At 44.6% G+C, this 16565-nt stretch carries 14 protein-coding genes and 1 pseudogene; 13 read left to right on the top strand and 2 right to left on the bottom strand.

Annotated features, from left to right (window positions below):
• Positions 1–54 precede the first annotated feature (54 nt).
• From nirK to ACO0KV_RS07110, 4 genes are all read left to right on the top strand, one after another.
• A complete protein-coding gene (gene nirK / locus ACO0KV_RS07125) occupies positions 55–1554 on the top strand; it encodes a copper-containing nitrite reductase (protein ID WP_423041314.1) in 1500 nt (499 codons plus the stop codon).
• A 7-nt stretch (positions 1555–1561) separates the two neighbouring features.
• Positions 1562–2392 carry a formylglycine-generating enzyme family protein gene (locus tag ACO0KV_RS07120; protein ID WP_423041313.1) on the top strand — a complete coding sequence of 277 codons (831 nt, stop codon included), beginning with the start codon at positions 1562–1564 and terminating at the stop codon, positions 2390–2392.
• Positions 2389–3027, top strand: coding sequence for an SCO family protein (locus ACO0KV_RS07115; RefSeq protein WP_423041312.1), 639 nt, complete (start codon positions 2389–2391; stop codon positions 3025–3027). The genes ACO0KV_RS07120 and ACO0KV_RS07115 overlap by 4 nt, the downstream gene beginning before the upstream one ends.
• 136 nt (positions 3028–3163) lie before the next feature.
• A complete protein-coding gene (locus tag ACO0KV_RS07110; protein WP_423041311.1) occupies positions 3164–3364 on the top strand; it encodes a DUF3079 domain-containing protein in 201 nt (66 codons plus the stop codon).
• 19 nt (positions 3365–3383) lie between these two features.
• Here ACO0KV_RS07110 and ACO0KV_RS07105 read toward each other — a convergent pair whose 3' ends face one another.
• Together ACO0KV_RS07105 and ACO0KV_RS07100 are read right to left on the bottom strand one after the other, a co-directional pair.
• Positions 3384–3560, bottom strand: coding sequence for a hypothetical protein (locus ACO0KV_RS07105; RefSeq protein WP_423041310.1), 177 nt, complete (start codon positions 3558–3560; stop codon positions 3384–3386).
• A gap of 65 nt (positions 3561–3625) precedes the next feature.
• Positions 3626–4828, bottom strand: a complete 1203-nt coding sequence (locus tag ACO0KV_RS07100; protein ID WP_423041309.1) for an ammonium transporter — start codon at positions 4826–4828, stop codon at positions 3626–3628.
• A gap of 410 nt (positions 4829–5238) precedes the next feature.
• On the opposite strand from ACO0KV_RS07100, the gene ACO0KV_RS07095 reads away from it, so the two are divergent.
• The 9 genes and pseudogenes from ACO0KV_RS07095 (at position 5239) to ACO0KV_RS07055 (ending at position 16533) form a co-directional block, all read left to right on the top strand.
• Positions 5239–7473 carry a penicillin acylase family protein gene (locus tag ACO0KV_RS07095; protein WP_423041308.1) on the top strand — a complete coding sequence of 745 codons (2235 nt, stop codon included), beginning with the start codon at positions 5239–5241 and terminating at the stop codon, positions 7471–7473.
• Positions 7474–7782: 309 nt separating this feature from the next.
• Positions 7783–7967 (top strand): annotated as a pseudogene (locus tag ACO0KV_RS07090) (IS4 family transposase); the annotation flags it as partial.
• Between the two features lie 358 nt (positions 7968–8325).
• On the top strand, positions 8326–10479 hold the full coding sequence (locus ACO0KV_RS07085) for a putative bifunctional diguanylate cyclase/phosphodiesterase (RefSeq protein ID WP_423041307.1): 2154 nt from the start codon (positions 8326–8328) through the stop codon (positions 10477–10479).
• 83 nt (positions 10480–10562) lie between these two features.
• Positions 10563–10919, top strand: a complete 357-nt coding sequence (locus tag ACO0KV_RS07080) for a DUF1304 domain-containing protein (protein ID WP_423041306.1) — start codon at positions 10563–10565, stop codon at positions 10917–10919.
• A gap of 156 nt (positions 10920–11075) precedes the next feature.
• A complete protein-coding gene (locus tag ACO0KV_RS07075; RefSeq protein WP_423041395.1) occupies positions 11076–11996 on the top strand; it encodes a glutaminase in 921 nt (306 codons plus the stop codon).
• A 290-nt stretch (positions 11997–12286) separates the two neighbouring features.
• Entirely contained in the window at positions 12287–13558 is a 1272-nt protein-coding gene (locus ACO0KV_RS07070; RefSeq protein WP_423041305.1) for a class I SAM-dependent methyltransferase, read from the top strand.
• Positions 13559–13645: 87 nt separating this feature from the next.
• A complete protein-coding gene (locus ACO0KV_RS07065; protein WP_423041304.1) occupies positions 13646–14290 on the top strand; it encodes an SOUL family heme-binding protein in 645 nt (214 codons plus the stop codon).
• Positions 14291–14305: 15 nt separating this feature from the next.
• Complete coding sequence (locus ACO0KV_RS07060) at positions 14306–14503, top strand: hypothetical protein (protein WP_423041303.1); 198 nt, start codon at positions 14306–14308, stop codon at positions 14501–14503.
• A gap of 410 nt (positions 14504–14913) precedes the next feature.
• On the top strand, positions 14914–16533 hold the full coding sequence (locus ACO0KV_RS07055; protein WP_423041301.1) for a methyl-accepting chemotaxis protein: 1620 nt from the start codon (positions 14914–14916) through the stop codon (positions 16531–16533).
• Positions 16534–16565 lie beyond the last annotated feature (32 nt).

The following is a 16565-nucleotide window of genomic DNA, read 5'->3' as shown; positions in this document are numbered from 1 at the left end:
ATGGGAAAAAATGTTTCTGCTATACCTCATTTTCTTACATTCAAAGGCATTGCTATGAAAAATTCGTTTAGAAATTTCTCTCGCTCACTTGTTTCTCAAGTGTTGTTGGGGAGCTTGGTATTGGCCTCTGTGGCAACTTCTGCAGAGACGAAAGTTAGTAAAATTTCCGGTGACTTTGGACCGCCACAAGGGCCTGCAATCCATGCAGTGCTGACCAGCCCACCACATGTCCCTCCTCCAATACACCGCAATTTCCCTGCGAAGGTGATCGTCGATCTTGAGGTGGTAGAAAAAGAGATGGCAATCTCGGAAGGTGTTAAGTACATGTTCTGGACTTTCGGTGGAACAGTACCGGGCAGTTTTATCCGGGTTCGTCAGGGTGATACGGTGGAGTTTCATTTAAAAAATAATCCTGCCAATAAAATGCCACATAACATTGATTTGCATGGTGTAACTGGGCCAGGTGGTGGTGCAGCTTCCAGTTTTACAGCACCAGGGCACGAATCACAATTTACATTTAAGGCATTGAATGAAGGCGTGTATGTGTATCACTGTGCTACTGCACCAGTAGGTATGCACATTGCCAATGGTATGTACGGCTTGATTTTGGTAGAGCCACCGCAGGGCTTGCCAGCCGTTGATCATGAATATTATGTGATGCAAGGCGATTTTTATACGACAGGAAAGTACCGGGAAAAGGGCTTACAACCTTTTGATATGGAAAAGGCCATCGACGAAAAACCGACCTATGTATTGTTTAATGGTGCAGAAGGTGCATTGACTGGTGATAAGGCATTAACTGCTAAAACCGATCAGAAAATACGTCTGTTTATTGGTAATGGTGGCCCTAATCTGGTATCGAGTTTTCATGTAATTGGCGCAATCTTTGATAAAGTCAGATTTGAAGGCGGTAGCAATTTCCAAAAGAACGTACAGACGACGTTGATTCCAGCTGGTGGCGCCGCAGTTGTCGAATACCAGACCAAAGTTCCTGGCAGTTATGTCTTGGTTGATCACTCGATATTCCGTGCTTTCAATAAAGGCGCTTTAGCGATAATGAAAGTTGACGGCCCAGCGAAGAAAGATATCTATTCTGGCAAAGAACTCGATTCGGTTTATCTGGGAGACAGAGCGCAGCCAAATATGTTGGCAGTGAGTACGGCGACGAAAGCAGCGGAAAGCGGTAATTTGACCTTGCAAGATCAGGTGAACGCTGGCGCGCAGTTGTTTGCTGGGACTTGTTCTGTCTGTCATCAAAGTAATGGTGCTGGCTTGCCAGGTGTGTTCCCACCGTTGGCGCAATCAGATTTTCTAAATGCGGATCATCAACGTGCAGTGAATGTTTTGTTGCACGGTTTAAATGGCAAAGTCACTGTCAATGGCAAAGAGTTTGATTCTGTGATGCCAGCGATGAATCAGTTGAACGACGATGAAGTGGCTAATATCCTGACTTATGTGTTGAACAGCTGGGACAATAAAGGTGGTCAGGTCCATGCGAATGAAGTCAAAGATGCGCGCGCAAAAGTAACGCCGACCAAAGCTGCTGAGCATTAAGAAAATCATGCTTAAAAGGAGTTTTTTTCAACGGATCAATGCACAATTAGTGGCGGGAGTAAGTTTTTTACTCTTATCATTTTCTGTGCAGTCCGCTGATTATGTGGCGATACAGGGCAACACGTTTTTCAGCGTGTTGTCTGGCTCAGAATTGAAAGATAGCGCAAAAGTCAGCGATTTTTATATGAGAAGCACCCCCGTAACGAACGCTGAATTTCTGGCATTTGTTCAAAAAAATCCAAAATGGCAGCGCGATAAAATTCCTACCATTTTTGCCGAAAGTAGTTATTTACAAGCATGGGCGAACGCAGAAGATATAGGGGCTGGTTTGCAGAAGGAGAGGGCGGTCACGAATGTCAGTTGGTTTGCAGCTCAAGCATTCTGCGCTTCAGAGCATGCACGATTACCCAGTTGGTATGAGTGGGAATTGGTTGCTGCTGCTGATGAGCATCGTGCTGATGCTCGTAGTGACCCACAATGGCGTGCACGTATCCTTTCCTGGTATTCGGCGCCCTCTGATGCAACGTCTAATCAAATCAATAGCGTACCAAATTATTATGGCGTCGCTCACATGCATGGCGTGATTTGGGAGTGGGTGAGCGATTTTAATGCCTTGCTATTGAGTGCCGACAGTCGTAATCAAGGTGATCCCGATAAGTTGAAATTTTGTGGTGCTGGTGCAATTAGTCTGCAGAATAAAGAAAATTACGCCATTCTCATGCGCGTAGCATTGTTATCGTCATTGACGGGGGCAAGTACCACCGCCAATCTTGGCTTCCGATGCGCACGTGATGTGAATACTGAAATGCAAATTCAAAAAAATAAAAGTAAAAAATGAAAAGATTAATTGGTTCGAACATCGTCAGAAAAATTTTGATACCTAGCTTTTTAATGTTGGCAAGCACTGCATTATGGGCGGCAGATGTTAGTACCAAAAAAGTTAACGTAGAAGTAGAAAATCGCAATCTCCCCAGCGATTCTGTGTATCAACTTCCAATCATATTAGAGGATCAGCAGGGTTCAAAATTTAAGTTTTCCGCACATTCCGGTAAGGTAACGTTGATCAGTATGTTCTACAATTCTTGTGAATTTGTATGCCCCATGTTGATCGATACTATTCAATTGCTTGAAGAGAAATTATCAACAGACGAGCAGAAAAAAATATCGACCTTGTTGGTCACCTTTGATCCTGTACGTGACGATCTCCCAACCTTAGAATCCATTGCTAAAAATAAAAATTTGGACGCGAAACAATGGAAAATTGCACGCACCGATATAGCATCGGTACGGCAATTGGCAGCAACGCTCAATATTCAATATCGGCAAATGGATAGTGGCGAATTTAATCATACCAGTGTGATTATTTTATTAGATGAACAGGGACGGATTTTGGCGCGAAGCGGCGAACTGGGTACTGTCGATGGTGAATTTCTTGAGAAAATTAAGTTGGCAATTAAACGCACATCCTTCTAATCGCTCGTTGTTGCAAAAAATATCGAATGCGTAGTGACAACCATGTAAAAGCAGAAAAAGTCAAAAATCCAATGTTTGGTTTGTTAGAAGAGGCGGAAATTGCATATGAAGGTTTTAGGTATTACTCGTCACTCTGATGACTAAAAAATTTCCAATCCATCCTAAAAATCCAGAACGCTTATGTTGGGGATGCGACAAGTACTGTGCGGCCGATTCGTTGGCATGTGGCAATGGTAGTGAAAGAACTCAACATCCAGTTGAGCTCTTTGGTTCTGATTGGGTTGAATGGGGATTGGATCGGGACTACCGCGTTATCGAAATCAAATCAGATTTCTAGCAGACGGTTGCATCCATTCTTACGCTGGACGGAATGGTCCCGCCAGCGCATCAATATGGTCTAACTCAAAGAATAAGTGGCATACCATCGTCTGCAAACCAACATTACTTCCAGCGGAAAACGTAAGCCCTTGCTGCTCAGCATATTCAGCATATTCAGCATATTCAGCATATTCAGCAACAACTACCGATCGCATCAAAGGCCTTCGTTTTACTTAGCCACACTCTTCTCAATATTATTGCGACAGAGCCTATGTTTTCGCTACCAGTTCGAATCCCGTTCAGGTGTCGAGGATATATGATGGATGGATAGGTCGGCACCTTGGAATTCCTCTTCCTGGCTAAGACGTATGCCAAATACTAATTTCAGCGCGCCGTAGATGATAAAGCCCCCCGTGAGCGCGATAATGATACCCAGCGCAGTGCCGAGCAACTGAGACATAAAAGAAATCCCGCCTGCCCCGCCCAGCGCTTTCAACCCGAAGATACCTGCTGCCAATCCTCCCCATGCGCCGCACAGGCCATGCAGAGGCCAGACGCCAAGGACATCGTCAATCTTCCATTTGTTTTGAGTTTGCGCGAATATCAGGACGAAGATGGCGCCGGCGACGCCTCCGGTCACGAGTGCGCCGATTGGATGCATGACATCCGATCCGGCGCACACTGCAACCAGCCCTGCCAACGGTCCGTTGTACACATAACCGGGATCGTTCTTGCCGAGTAACAGCGCGACCAGAGTGCCGCCTACCATGGCCATGAGGGAGTTGATTGCGACGAGGCCATTCATTTTTTCAAGCGATTGCGCACTCATGACGTTGAAGCCGAACCAGCCTACGGTTAGTATCCAGGCGCCCAACGCGAGAAAGGGAATCGACGAAGGTGGATGCGCCGCGATCGCGCCGTCTTTCTTGTAGCGACCGGTACGCGCGCCGAGCAGCAGCACTGCAGGCAATGCCACCCAACCACCCACTGCATGTACGACGACCGATCCGGCAAAATCATGGAATTCTGCAGAGAAAGTCGCGTTGAGCCAGCCTTGGATGCCGAATCGATGGTTCCATGCGATTCCTTCGTAAAGAGGGTAGATGAAACCGACTAGAAGTGCAGTGGCAACCAATTGCGGGTAAAACTTTGCCCGCTCGGCGATACCTCCTGAGATGATTGCTGGGACGGCGGCTGCAAAGGTCAGCAAGAAGAAGAATTTGACCAATTCATAGCCATTTTTATTTGCAAGCACATCGGCCGAAGCAAAAAAATCAACGCCGTACGCAACCCCATAGCCCACGAAAAAGTAGGCAAGGGTCGAAATTGCAAAATCGACCAGTATTTTTACGAGTGCATTGACTTGATTCTTGCGCCTGACCGTTCCCAGTTCAAGAAAAGCGAACCCAGCGTGCATCGCCAAAATCATGATTGCACCGAGCAATACGAATAGTGTGTCGATGCCGTTTCTCATTCCGTCCATTGTTCAATCTCCCCAATTTAGCGCGGTTATAACGTAGAATGCCTCAATAAAGCAATAATCACGCCACTTTGGTGCGGTATTTTAAGCTATTGATTTTATTGATGAAAATTAAAATTTACCTTGAGATATTTCACATTTGCACTTAAATGTCGCAGTTTTCGGCATATTTTGGTGCAAGTATATAGGTGATTTTTTGTAACGATGCATAAAGTAATTGTCGTTGTTTTCGCGTTCTAAGGTCAGTGTCTGCTGCTTTAATGGATTTTCGTATTTCCTTTAACGGCCGATAAGTGGGTAAAACAAGATGCACGATATCGCGCCCATGAAATCAAAAGCTAAAACAAAACGCAACTTGAGACGTGCGAAAGAAAAGGCGGATCACGTTGGCAAATAATCTCAGGAGTATCCCGATGCGTCTATACCCAACAGCGAAGCAAGTTGTCTTAGCGTGTGTGAGCAGTCTTTATGCTTTGTCCAACGCCGTGGCTGCAACAGATGCTGGGGTGCCGCGCCATGAACAAAAATTAGAACGGGCACGCTGGCAAGCGACTGCAAAGCGCGTCAAGATTTTGCGTGATAAATGGGGAATACCACATGTGTTTGGTCAATCTGATGCAGATGCCGTATTTGGTCTTTTATATGCACAAGCAGAAGATGACTTCAATCGTATCGAACTCAATTACATCAATGCCATGGGCCGCTTAGCTGAAGTCGAAGGCGAAAAAGACATATGGCGCGACCTGCGTATGAAAATGTACATTCAGCCAGCCGCAATGAAAGAGAAATACGAACAAAGTCCACCGTGGTTGAAAAAATTGATGGTGTCCTTTGCGGATGGCCTAAATTATTTTCTCTATAAACATCCTGAAATTACACCGAAGTTATTTACCCACTTCGAACCCTGGATGGCGCTGACGTTTAGTGAAGGGAGTATTGGTGGCGACATCGAAGATATTAATCTTCATAATTTAGAAAAATTTTACGCCCCAGATACAGCCAATGTCATCGCAGTTGCAGATAATGGCTTTGATGCTGAACCTCAAGGTTCAAACGGTTTTGCTATTGCACCAAGATTAACTGCAAATGGCCACTCCTTATTACTGATTAATCCACACACTTCATTTTATTTCCGTCCGGAAGTGCATGTTGTTAGTCAACAAGGTCTCAATGCCTATGGCGCGGTGACCTGGGGACAATTTTTTGTCTACCAAGGGTTTAACCAACATCTGGGCTGGATGCATACTTCCGGTGGTGGCGATGTGATCGATGAATATCTGGAAACCATCACAGAGAAAGACGGTCAATTTTTCTATCAATATGACAATGAGCAACGGGCTGTGAAAGTAGTACCGATAACCATTCCCTACAAGACAGTAAATGGCATGGCTAGCAAAACTATTCAGACGTTTTTCACACATCATGGACCAGTTATTCGTGCTCAAGATGGCAAATGGGTGACTGTGAAAATGATGGAAGAACCCTTAAAAGCGTTGATGCAATCTTATGGCCGCACCAAAGCCAATGACTATCAACGCTTTTACGACGTCATGCAGTTACGTACGAATTCGTCCAATAATACGGTTTATGCTGATGACCAAGGGAATATCGCTTATTTTCACGGCAATTTTATTCCGAAGCGAGACCCGAAATTTGATTGGAGAACACCGGTCGACGGCACGACTTCCGCTACCGAATGGCAGGGCTTACATGAAATAAAAGACACTATCCATTTATTCAATCCAGCAAAAGGATGGATACAAAATACGAATAATTGGCCATTTACTGCTTCTGGCGCTGTGGATGATCCCCATTCCAGCAGCCCGCACGAAAAAGACTATCCGCAATACATGTGGGCACTACCAGAGAACGCACGTGGCATCCATGCCGTGCAGGTATTGGAAGGCACCAATGCGCTCACGATAGAGGGATTGATTCGTAAAGCTTACGATAGTTATCTCACCGCATTCGAACCGATGATTCCCGCATTGCTTGCTGCATATATGGGCAGCGACGATATACGCCTAAAAGAAAAGTTGACAGAACAAATCGCCCTATTGCGATCGTGGAACCTACGTTTCGCAATTGATTCAGTGCCGACTTCATTAGCAATCTACTGGGCACAAGATATGGTAAAAAGTAGCGCAGAGAAAGCGCGTGCGGCACATATGCCCGTATTGAATTACATCCGTGATCACATCAATCCACACGAACGCTTGCTATCGCTCTTACGCGCCAGTGATAAACTCAATGCAGATTTTGGTACTTGGAAAACACCATGGGGCGACATCAACCGTTTTCAACGCCTCAGTGCCGATATTCACCAGGAATACGATGACAACAAACCAAGTTATCCAGTGGCATTTACCTCAGCCAATTGGGGTTCCCTCGCTGCATTCGGCATGGTAGCGGAGCAAAAGAACAAGCGCATCTACGGCGACCGTGGCAATAGCTTCGTCGCCGTTGTCGAGTTCGGACCGCACCTGAAAGCAAAGTCGATACTAGCTGGTGGCAATAATAGTCATCCGGAGTCTAAACATTTTAATGATCAGGCTGAAATGTATAGTCGAGGACAGTTTAAAGATGTCTTATTTTATCCTAAGGATATTAAGAAAAATTTAGAGCGCGAGTATCACCCCGGTAATTGAAACTGTCATGCCTGGCATCTGTTCGCATGCAAACTCTATATCAATCGCTGGCTGCAGACATTGACGACAAAAAAATTTGTTGGCGCATTCTGCAGGCAAAGGATTTGTAGATGATTATCCTTCTTAAGGCGCATTACTACATTAGTGCTGCGCCTTTTTGCTGCGTTCTACTAGGTAGATATTATTACTACTGTCCGGTAAAATTGATAGGAAAAGCAAGTAAAGCCAATACTGGCGAGGGTTTTGGTGATGTTAGGAGCGTCCGCGATTTGAAATTGACATTGACCATTTGCGATAATCTCCGGTTAATTGTTCTTCAAATGGATCAGGCAGCATTTGCGTAGTGAGTATTTTGGGGTAACAACGAGAACGCCGTAAAGACGCAAATCTGTTGCTTCATCTCGACTTATGTACTGATCACCATTGTTAAAAAGGAATTGCAATTGAAAGCTTCGTTGTACACTTTATTACCGATTTTATCGGTGCCCGTTTTTTGATAACACTGAGATTTCATGGGCCTTTTTGATCAATGAGTACATGTCTTAAGCTGCACTCACCGCTAACCAATTGAATTGATTCGATGGTTAGCCGGACACGAGTGATAAATAAATTCAAAATAAATCTGTCTTAGCTGTTACATTTATTTAGATACGAATGAAATTTTTAATACGCATGGCCGATAGTAAGGATATCGACTGACGTACATGCAGAAAAGTGAGCAACATGGATCTTCAGTTATATGTCATTTTTTCTCTTGCGGTTGATATTCTTCTGATCATCGTTCTCATTTTTCCTTGGTTCAAAAATCGGCAAAATTGGTACGCTTTTTCTTGGGCTTATGGTCAGGCATCGATGAGTGCAGGGATTGCCATTAGCTTATTTGGTAAGGCAGGATGGATTCAACAGATCATATTGGCGTTGCTACTTACGCTGAGTATCGTTGGATTTTCAATTGGTACGGAATGTTTTATTGGGAATAATGATCGTAAAAATCGACATCGAGTATGGATGGCATCATCATGTTTTGCCATATTGACGTCGACACTCTGGATTTATAGCGATAAGCTGATCGCATCTTTTACGGCTCTTGCGCTTGGATGTGCACTACTGTGGTCTGGTTATCGGCTTGTCAGTTATCAGAATAATTATCGGTGGCTGGGGTATGTACTGATTGTGCGCGGTTTTTTTAATGTGTTAAACGCATTTGATCTTGTACCGCTCAATATTCAATACTGGTTTGTATTCTCTGTCTTAGTTAAAACAGTATCAATATTATGTCTTATTTATGCAGTGCAAGAAAAAAATCGTCAACGTTATGTTCATGCAATAAATAGTCTTAGCTCAGGATTTGTAATTCTTGATCTTCAGGGATATATCCATGTAATAAACGAAGCTGGGGCGCAGCTATTGGGGTATCCAAAGGCGACAGCTTTGGTCGGGGAGTATGTTGCGGGTCGTCTGCTCGGCGTAAACAGGCACGACGTGGAGACGTATTTCCAGGATTTCTCATTAGGCAAGCGCGGATATCCTATGGTTGATAGCTTCATCTTGCGACATCAGAGTGGTGTTTTTGTTTCACTTGAAGTCACTGCATCGCCATATATTGAACAGGGTCGCCTTTACTGCATGATGCAGATCCTAGATATTAGTGAGCGTAAGAAAAAAGACGAGCAACTTTTTTATGCCGCTAACTATGACAGCGTCACTGGCTGCTTAAATCGATATGGCTTAGTGACAACCTTGTCAGGCTTAATAGCGCGTTGCGATGTAGATTTGAGTTCATTTTCGATCTTAGTGATCGACATTAATAGGTTCAAACGTTTTATTGACTCCTTTGGACATATTGTTGCTGATTCTGTTTTAAAACAAGTGTCTGAGCGACTGAAAAAATTCTTACGTCCCAGTGATTTACTAGGGCGGTTAAGTGGAGATCAATTCGTTATCGTATTGACTGACGTCGCCCCAGGTGAAAGTATTGAAGCGGCAAGTTATTTTAGTGACTTAGTTCTTGGTGCATTTTCTCAAAGCTTTACCTTAACACATCAAAGTGTGAAGCTGTCAGCTAGTATCGGCATCGCTAACTATCCTGAGCATGGTAGTGATCCAGAAGAGTTAATCAGGAATGCCGATATTGCTATGTCAGCCGGGCGAAATGCCGATAATAAGCGGTATAGTTTTTTTGAAAAAGAAATGACTTCCTACGCACGTGATGCGATGATTGACAGTGCATTACGCGCAGCGATTTCCGGCAATGAATTGCATTTAGTTTATCAGCCGATCGTCGATGCATATAGTAACGAAGTGAAGAAGATAGAGGTGTTGCTTCGCTGGTCAAGTTGTAGCTTTGGTACTATTTCTCCTGATCGTTTTATCCCTATTGCCGAGCAAAGTGATCTGATTGTTGAGTTAGGAACATGGGTTCTCAATCAGGCATGTCATGAATTTTCTAAACTAAAACATTGTTTAGATTCTGTCCGACTGAGTATCAATATTTCTTCTCGCCAATTAATTGATCCCGAATTTTTCAATGTCATTGACAATGCGCTCTCTTGCAATCATCTGCTACCTCAACAACTTGAATTAGAACTGACGGAACGTGTTTTGATTGATGACGGTCCGAGCGTCCAATCAGTGTTATCTCGCTTGAGTACCCTTGGTGTTGGTATTTCATTAGATGATTTCGGAACTGGCTATTCCTCATTGAGTTATTTAACGCGATTTCAAATCAATACAATTAAAATTGACAGATCGTTTGTTTTTGATATGGAAACGAGCTTGCGTCATAAAAACCTAGTTGCAGCGATTATTGCCATGGCCCACAGTTTAGAAATGGAAATAGTTGCCGAGGGTGTTGAGACGCAGTTGCAGGCGGACTCGTTGACGGAGATGGCGTGCCATTATCTGCAAGGGTATCTTATTTCCAGACCAGTTCTATTTCCTCAGTTAGAGGAATTCGTTATTAATAACAAGCGTTTGAGTAGATCCGACACTGGTAACGTGCTCTGACCTCGATGGGGATTATTGGTTGCAAATGATGTACGATTCTTGTTCTGACTCATGTATGATCGGCATTTTTGAGAGGAAGTAATATGCAATTGATTGCTAACGTTGTTGTTGCGCTTGTCGCTGTGCTACACGTCTATATTATGGTCCTGGAAATGTTTTTATGGGATAAACCTGCTGGAATGCGTGCATTTCGTCAAACACCAGAATCAGCAGCAGCGACTAAAGTGTTGGCAGAAAATCAAGGTTTATATAACGGTTTTTTAGCAGTAGGATTATTTTGGGGCTTACTTTCCACTACCGCTGGGAATGAGATTAAAACGTTTTTCTTGCTTTGCGTTTTTGTAGCTGGCGCTTACGGCGCAATCACTGCAAGCCGAAAAATTTTATTCATACAAAGCCTACCAGCGGCGCTTGGTCTGGTCTTTTTGTTTTTAAGCTAAGTTAAGTATCAATAGGCTTTGGCAGAGTATTAGCATGGCATGACCTTATCATTACAAAATAAAATTTGTAGGTGATTCGGATAACTTATCTGGATTAAGCATGTTGATTCATTGTTTGTGAACGCATGTTGAACTTGTCAAGAGAGTCCTATGTCCATGAAACCTGATTATCACGCAATATTGCAGACGATTTATTCGGAGGTGCAGCCCTTATTGGCACAAGGGCACGTCGCATCCTACATTCCGCAACTATCACAAGTCGATCCACAGCAATTTGGCATGGCAATTTATTGCCTCGATGGCCGTACTTACGACATCGGCGATGCGCAAAAGAAGTTTTCTTTGCAAAGTATTACCAAGCTGTTTGCGCTGGCGCTGGCATTTTCACGCGAAGGGGATAGCATCTGGTCCCGCGTAGGACGTGAACCATCGGGTAATCCGTTTAACTCATTGGTGCAGATTGAGCATGAAAAAGGTAAGCCAAGAAATCCGTTTATTAATGCTGGCGCATTAGTGATTAGTGATATTTTATCAACTATCTTTGTCCAATCAGATATTGCCGTTCTCCAGTTTGCACGAACAATTGCGGGTCAAATGAACATTGATTTTGACACTGCCGTTGCTGATTCTGAACGCGCAACAGCACATCGCAATTACGCAATTGCCCATCTCATGAAAGATTTCGGTAATCTGCACAATCCGGTGAATCTGGTTATCGACAGCTATTGCCGCCAATGTTCTATTACCATGACGTGTGCGGAGCTTGCCAAGGCAGGGAGTTTTTTAGCGCAGCATGGAACTATTCCATGGAGTAAAGCGACAATCCTCGATCCAAGTTCAGCGAAACGTTTAAATGCCTTGATGTTGACCTGCGGGACCTATGACGCTGCCGGCGATTTTGCATATCGTGTGGGCTTACCTGCTAAAAGTGGTGTTGGTGGTGGCATCCTTGCATTAGTGCCGGGGGAGTTGGCGGTGGCTGTTTGGTCTCCGGGATTGGACGCGACGGGTAACTCCTTGGCTGGGACTTATGCGTTAGAGCGCTTTACATCTTTGACTGCGCGTTCTATTTTTTGAGTGAGACGTTGATATTTCCCACTTCTTCTCAACAAAATCCCCTCCCTTGTCACATCCTGATGTGCTGGATAATGACGCGAGAAGATGAGTAGAACAGACGTTGAAGGTAATGGAGAAGGAATGATCTCCAGCGACCACCACGATGATTGACGGTCTAACTACCGCTCTTCTGGCAACAAATTAAGTGTTCCACCGAACGGTCGTGTTCCTTTCTTGCCTATAAGATCAGATCCTGTTAAATGACCGATCGTCATTGCTCATCGCTGTCTGTGATTGCCAGGAGATCTTTAATGTTTTGGGAAAAAAAACTGGAATACTGGGCGGCAGGCGTTCGGAATAAGTTATCGCTACCGTTACGGGTCGAACTGTGGAATGGTCAGCACTTAAATCTGAGTCACTTGCATCCGGAAGTGATTATTCGGGTACCGCATGTTTCAGCATTGTCGTGCTTATTTACCCCTTCGCTATCTAATTTGGGTGCTGCTTATGTCGATGGGAAAATCGATGTCGAAGGTAAGCCTAGCGCCATTATTTCTATCGGTAATGCACTAGCTTCTGGGACCTTAAAACTGGAAGGAAAATTTGCACGCATTATCAGAAAAATTCAGCATAGCAAAGAAAAAGATAAAGCAGCCATTCAATATCACTACGACGTATCAGATGCGTTTTATCAGTTATGGCTGGATGATAAGATGGTGTATTCGTGCGCCTATTTTGAACATGGCGATGAAGATTTAAGCACTGCGCAAACAAAAAAAATAGATCTGATTCTGCAAAAAATCCATTTACGCCCTGGCGATACCTTGCTCGATATTGGTTGTGGCTGGGGTGCGTTAGTGATTCAGGCTGCACAATGTTATGGCGCTCGCTGCGTCGGCGTGACGCTCTCAGAAAATCAGGCAGCCTTTGCACGTGCAAAAGTGGAGGAATTAGGTCTGAGTCATTTGATTGACATCCGCTTGCAGGATTATCGGGATGTTGAAGGAACGTTTGACCGGATTACCAGTGTTGGTATGTTTGAGCATGTCGGTCTTAGACATTTGCCAGACTATTTTGCGAAGATCCATTCTCTTCTTGCAGAAGACGGCGTAGTGATGAATCATGGCATCACATCGACGGATGCCGATAGTGGCGAGACACCCTATGGTAATGGCGAATTTATAGAAAAATATGTGTTCCCGCATGGCGAGTTGCCGCATATCGGGCTGGCGCTCAAGGCGATGCAAGAAGGTGGACTGGAAGTGCTTGATATTGAAAATTTGCGTAGCCATTACGCGCGAACATGTGAACTTTGGGTGGAGAGGTTTGCAGCTAATGCAGAGAAAGTGAAGCAAATATCTGGCGATAGACGTTATAGAATATGGCGAGTTTATCTGGCAGGATGCGCTTATGCATTTAATCAGGACTGGATTTCTTTGTTTCAGGTGGTCAGTGTGAAAGCAGGTCGCCATCCTCAGACAACGTCATTGCATGCCCGCCACCGTTTCGGGCGCACACAATTACAGACGCGCAGTCCGACGACGTCAGCGGACGAGATAGTAACAATAGGAGACTACGTTTAGTTCAATCTTAAAATAGTATGCTCGTCTACTTGTACAGTTTGATGTAAAACTGCATTGTGAAACTTCATTGTTAAGGGAGATCGTAAAATGAAGAGTCTCAGCTTGGCCGATCTATCGCATTATTTATTCGTGCTTCCTTTTATTTTTTTGATGTTTCCTATGGCCGCTCACGCTACTGAAGAACCAGAATTTAAGCTTGTCCAGCAAGTTAACGGGATAGAAATCCGTGATTATGTATCCTATATTATTGCGGAAGTCGTTGTTGATGGGCCTGCTGATGAGGCTGGTAACCGCGCTTTTCCGATTTTAGCCGCTTATATTTTTGGTAAAAATAAAGGAATGCGTAGGCTGGCGATGACAGCACCAGTGACGCAAACGGTAGAGCCCGTCAAACTCGCGATGACGGCTCCCGTCATTCAGACGACAACCGGCGGTGCATATACCGTGCAATTTGTTTTACCGAAGGATGTCACGCTTGCAAATGCGCCAGAGCCAGTTGATTCTCGCATCATGCTACGCGAAGTGGCGCCTGTTCGCATTGCGGTGATCCGCTATTCTGGTTTTTGGTCGGAAGATAATTACAATAAGCATTTGGCGCTATTGAAGACCGCACTGGAATCCGCGCATCTTGTGTGGGAGGGCGAGGCAATCTATGCGCGCTATGATCCACCGTTTAAGCCTTGGTTTATGCGACGTAATGAAATTTGGTTGCGCTTACCTCAAACTTATTGAATCCGTGAGTGCCCTATGCCTCTCAATCAAAGCAATAGTAAATCAGCGATCAGCGCCAATATCAAGCAGATCGTCGATGAATGGAAGCAAACAGGGCGCATCGGCACCAGTCATCCGCGCACAAAAATGCAAGCAGTGAAACAGGCCGTGGCGGTAGCATTATCGACGGCGGACAATCGCTGGAAAAAGAAAACGACTTCGTTAAAAAAGTGACTGCGTATGATATTTAATCTTCACTGACATCCTTATATAACTACTCTGAAAAATTCATAACACAGCGCGTATTGAGCGCAGTCGGTAATGATACAAGTCGGGTAGCAAATCTTCTACACTCAATCGACTAAGCAATTCAGTTTTCTATTTCATTGGACCACGATGAAATTGATATTTCGCAAACTGTCAATGTGACAAGAGGCGTATATTTTATCTCTCTTCAATATCCCAAATGAAGAAATGAAACGCAGCTGTAACCTCGCGTCTCATTACTGATTTATCAAGTCAGCGTGCAGATAATTAGTTGAAATTTCAGAGAAAAATTTCACGGATATCAGATTGTTTCTATCTATCGAGATGCAATCGCTTGAGTCGGATACCTGCTGGCATTTAATGAAAAAAGGTTTGCTTTGAAAATAAATAATTTACGTATCGGTACTCGCTTAGGTATCGGTTTTAGTCTTGTGTTGGTGCTGGCTACGCTCTCTTCTTGTATCGCGTTATGGTATTTGCAGCACGTCGCTGCTGATACGCGGACGATGATGCAAGAACCACTCAAGAAAGAACGCCTCACGGAAGAGTCTTATCGTATTACCTTGGCTGGGATGAAAAGAACGCTGGCGACGGCCAGAAGTCGCGATCTGTCTGTGAGTGAATATTTTGTTGAAGACGCCAAGAAATCGACAGTACGTAACGGCGAAATTCTTCAGTATCTGGAAGCGCACCTGGGTTCACCCGAAGAAAAGGAACGATTCGGTAGTATTTCGCCAGCCCGCAAACAATATATCGAGTTACGTGATCTGATCACTAAGACAAAAAAAGAAGGACAGAATGAAGAGGCGGCCCAACTTCTCGAGAAGTTTGTACCCGTGTCAGAGGCTTATCTGAAGCGTCAGATGGAATTTTTAGATTACCAGAAGCAACAGATTGATCAACTGAGTCAGGATATCGATATCACTGCTGACAAAAGCATTAAGCTCGTGAGTGCAATGATCGTCATGTTTATTGTTTGTGGCAGTGTGTGCGCTTGGCATCTGACTCATAGTATTACCAATCCTATCAATCATGCAGTGGCCTTGGCGCGACGTGTTGCTGGCGGTGATTTAACGAGTCAGATTGAAATTACATCGTCAGACGAAACGGGGCAGCTCATGCAAGCCTTAAAAGACATGAATGATGGTCTACAACACATCGTCAGTAAAGTCCGTGATGGTGCAGAGGTCATTGTGACGGCCTCAACAGAAATAGCTTCTGGTAATTTGGATTTATCTTTGCGTACGGAGGAGCAGGCAAGTGCGTTAGAAGAAACGGCATCCTCGATGGAGGAGCTAAACAGTACGATGCAACATAATTTACATCACGTCAGAGAAGCGAATCAATTAACTAGCGCAGCCTCTGAGGTGGCGGTGAAAGGTGGCGAGGTCGTCTCAAAGGTTGTTGACACCATGGGCTCCATCAGTGCTTCTTCCAGAAAAATTGTCGATATTATTTCTGTTATTGATGGTATTGCATTTCAGACGAATATTCTTGCGCTCAATGCGGCAGTCGAGGCGGCGCGTGCGGGTGAGCAAGGGCGAGGATTTGCCGTCGTTGCCTCCGAAGTGCGTAACCTAGCGCAGCGTTCAGCGAGTGCTGCAAAAGAAATTAAAGCGCTCATTGCGGATTCTGTCGAAAAAGTAGAAGAGGGTGGAACCCTTGTGGAGCTCGCGGGGGCGACGATGGCAGAGATCGTTGAACGCGTAGCACATGTCAATCGCATCATGAGCAATATTATGAGTGCGACCAATGAACAATCTACTGGTATCGAGCAAATCAATCAGGCTATTATTCAGATGGATACCACAACCCAACAGAACGCCGCCTTAGTGGAACAAGCCGCTGCCGCCGCGCAGAGTCTGCATGAACAAGCGGCAAGTATGTCGCAGGTGGTCAGTATCTTTAAATTGCATCAACAACGTAGTTCGTACCAGCACGCTGCGGTGAGAGGAAATACCTCAGATCATACGTCGGTGAACTTAATCGCGTGCTAGTGCCCGGAGTGCTGATACCCATCGCGTAAAGG

It is taken from the genome of Undibacterium sp. RuRC25W (assembly GCF_049339825.1).
GTDB lineage: Bacteria > Pseudomonadota > Gammaproteobacteria > Burkholderiales > Burkholderiaceae_D > Undibacterium.
This window is presented reverse-complemented; position numbering and strand designations above follow the sequence as displayed.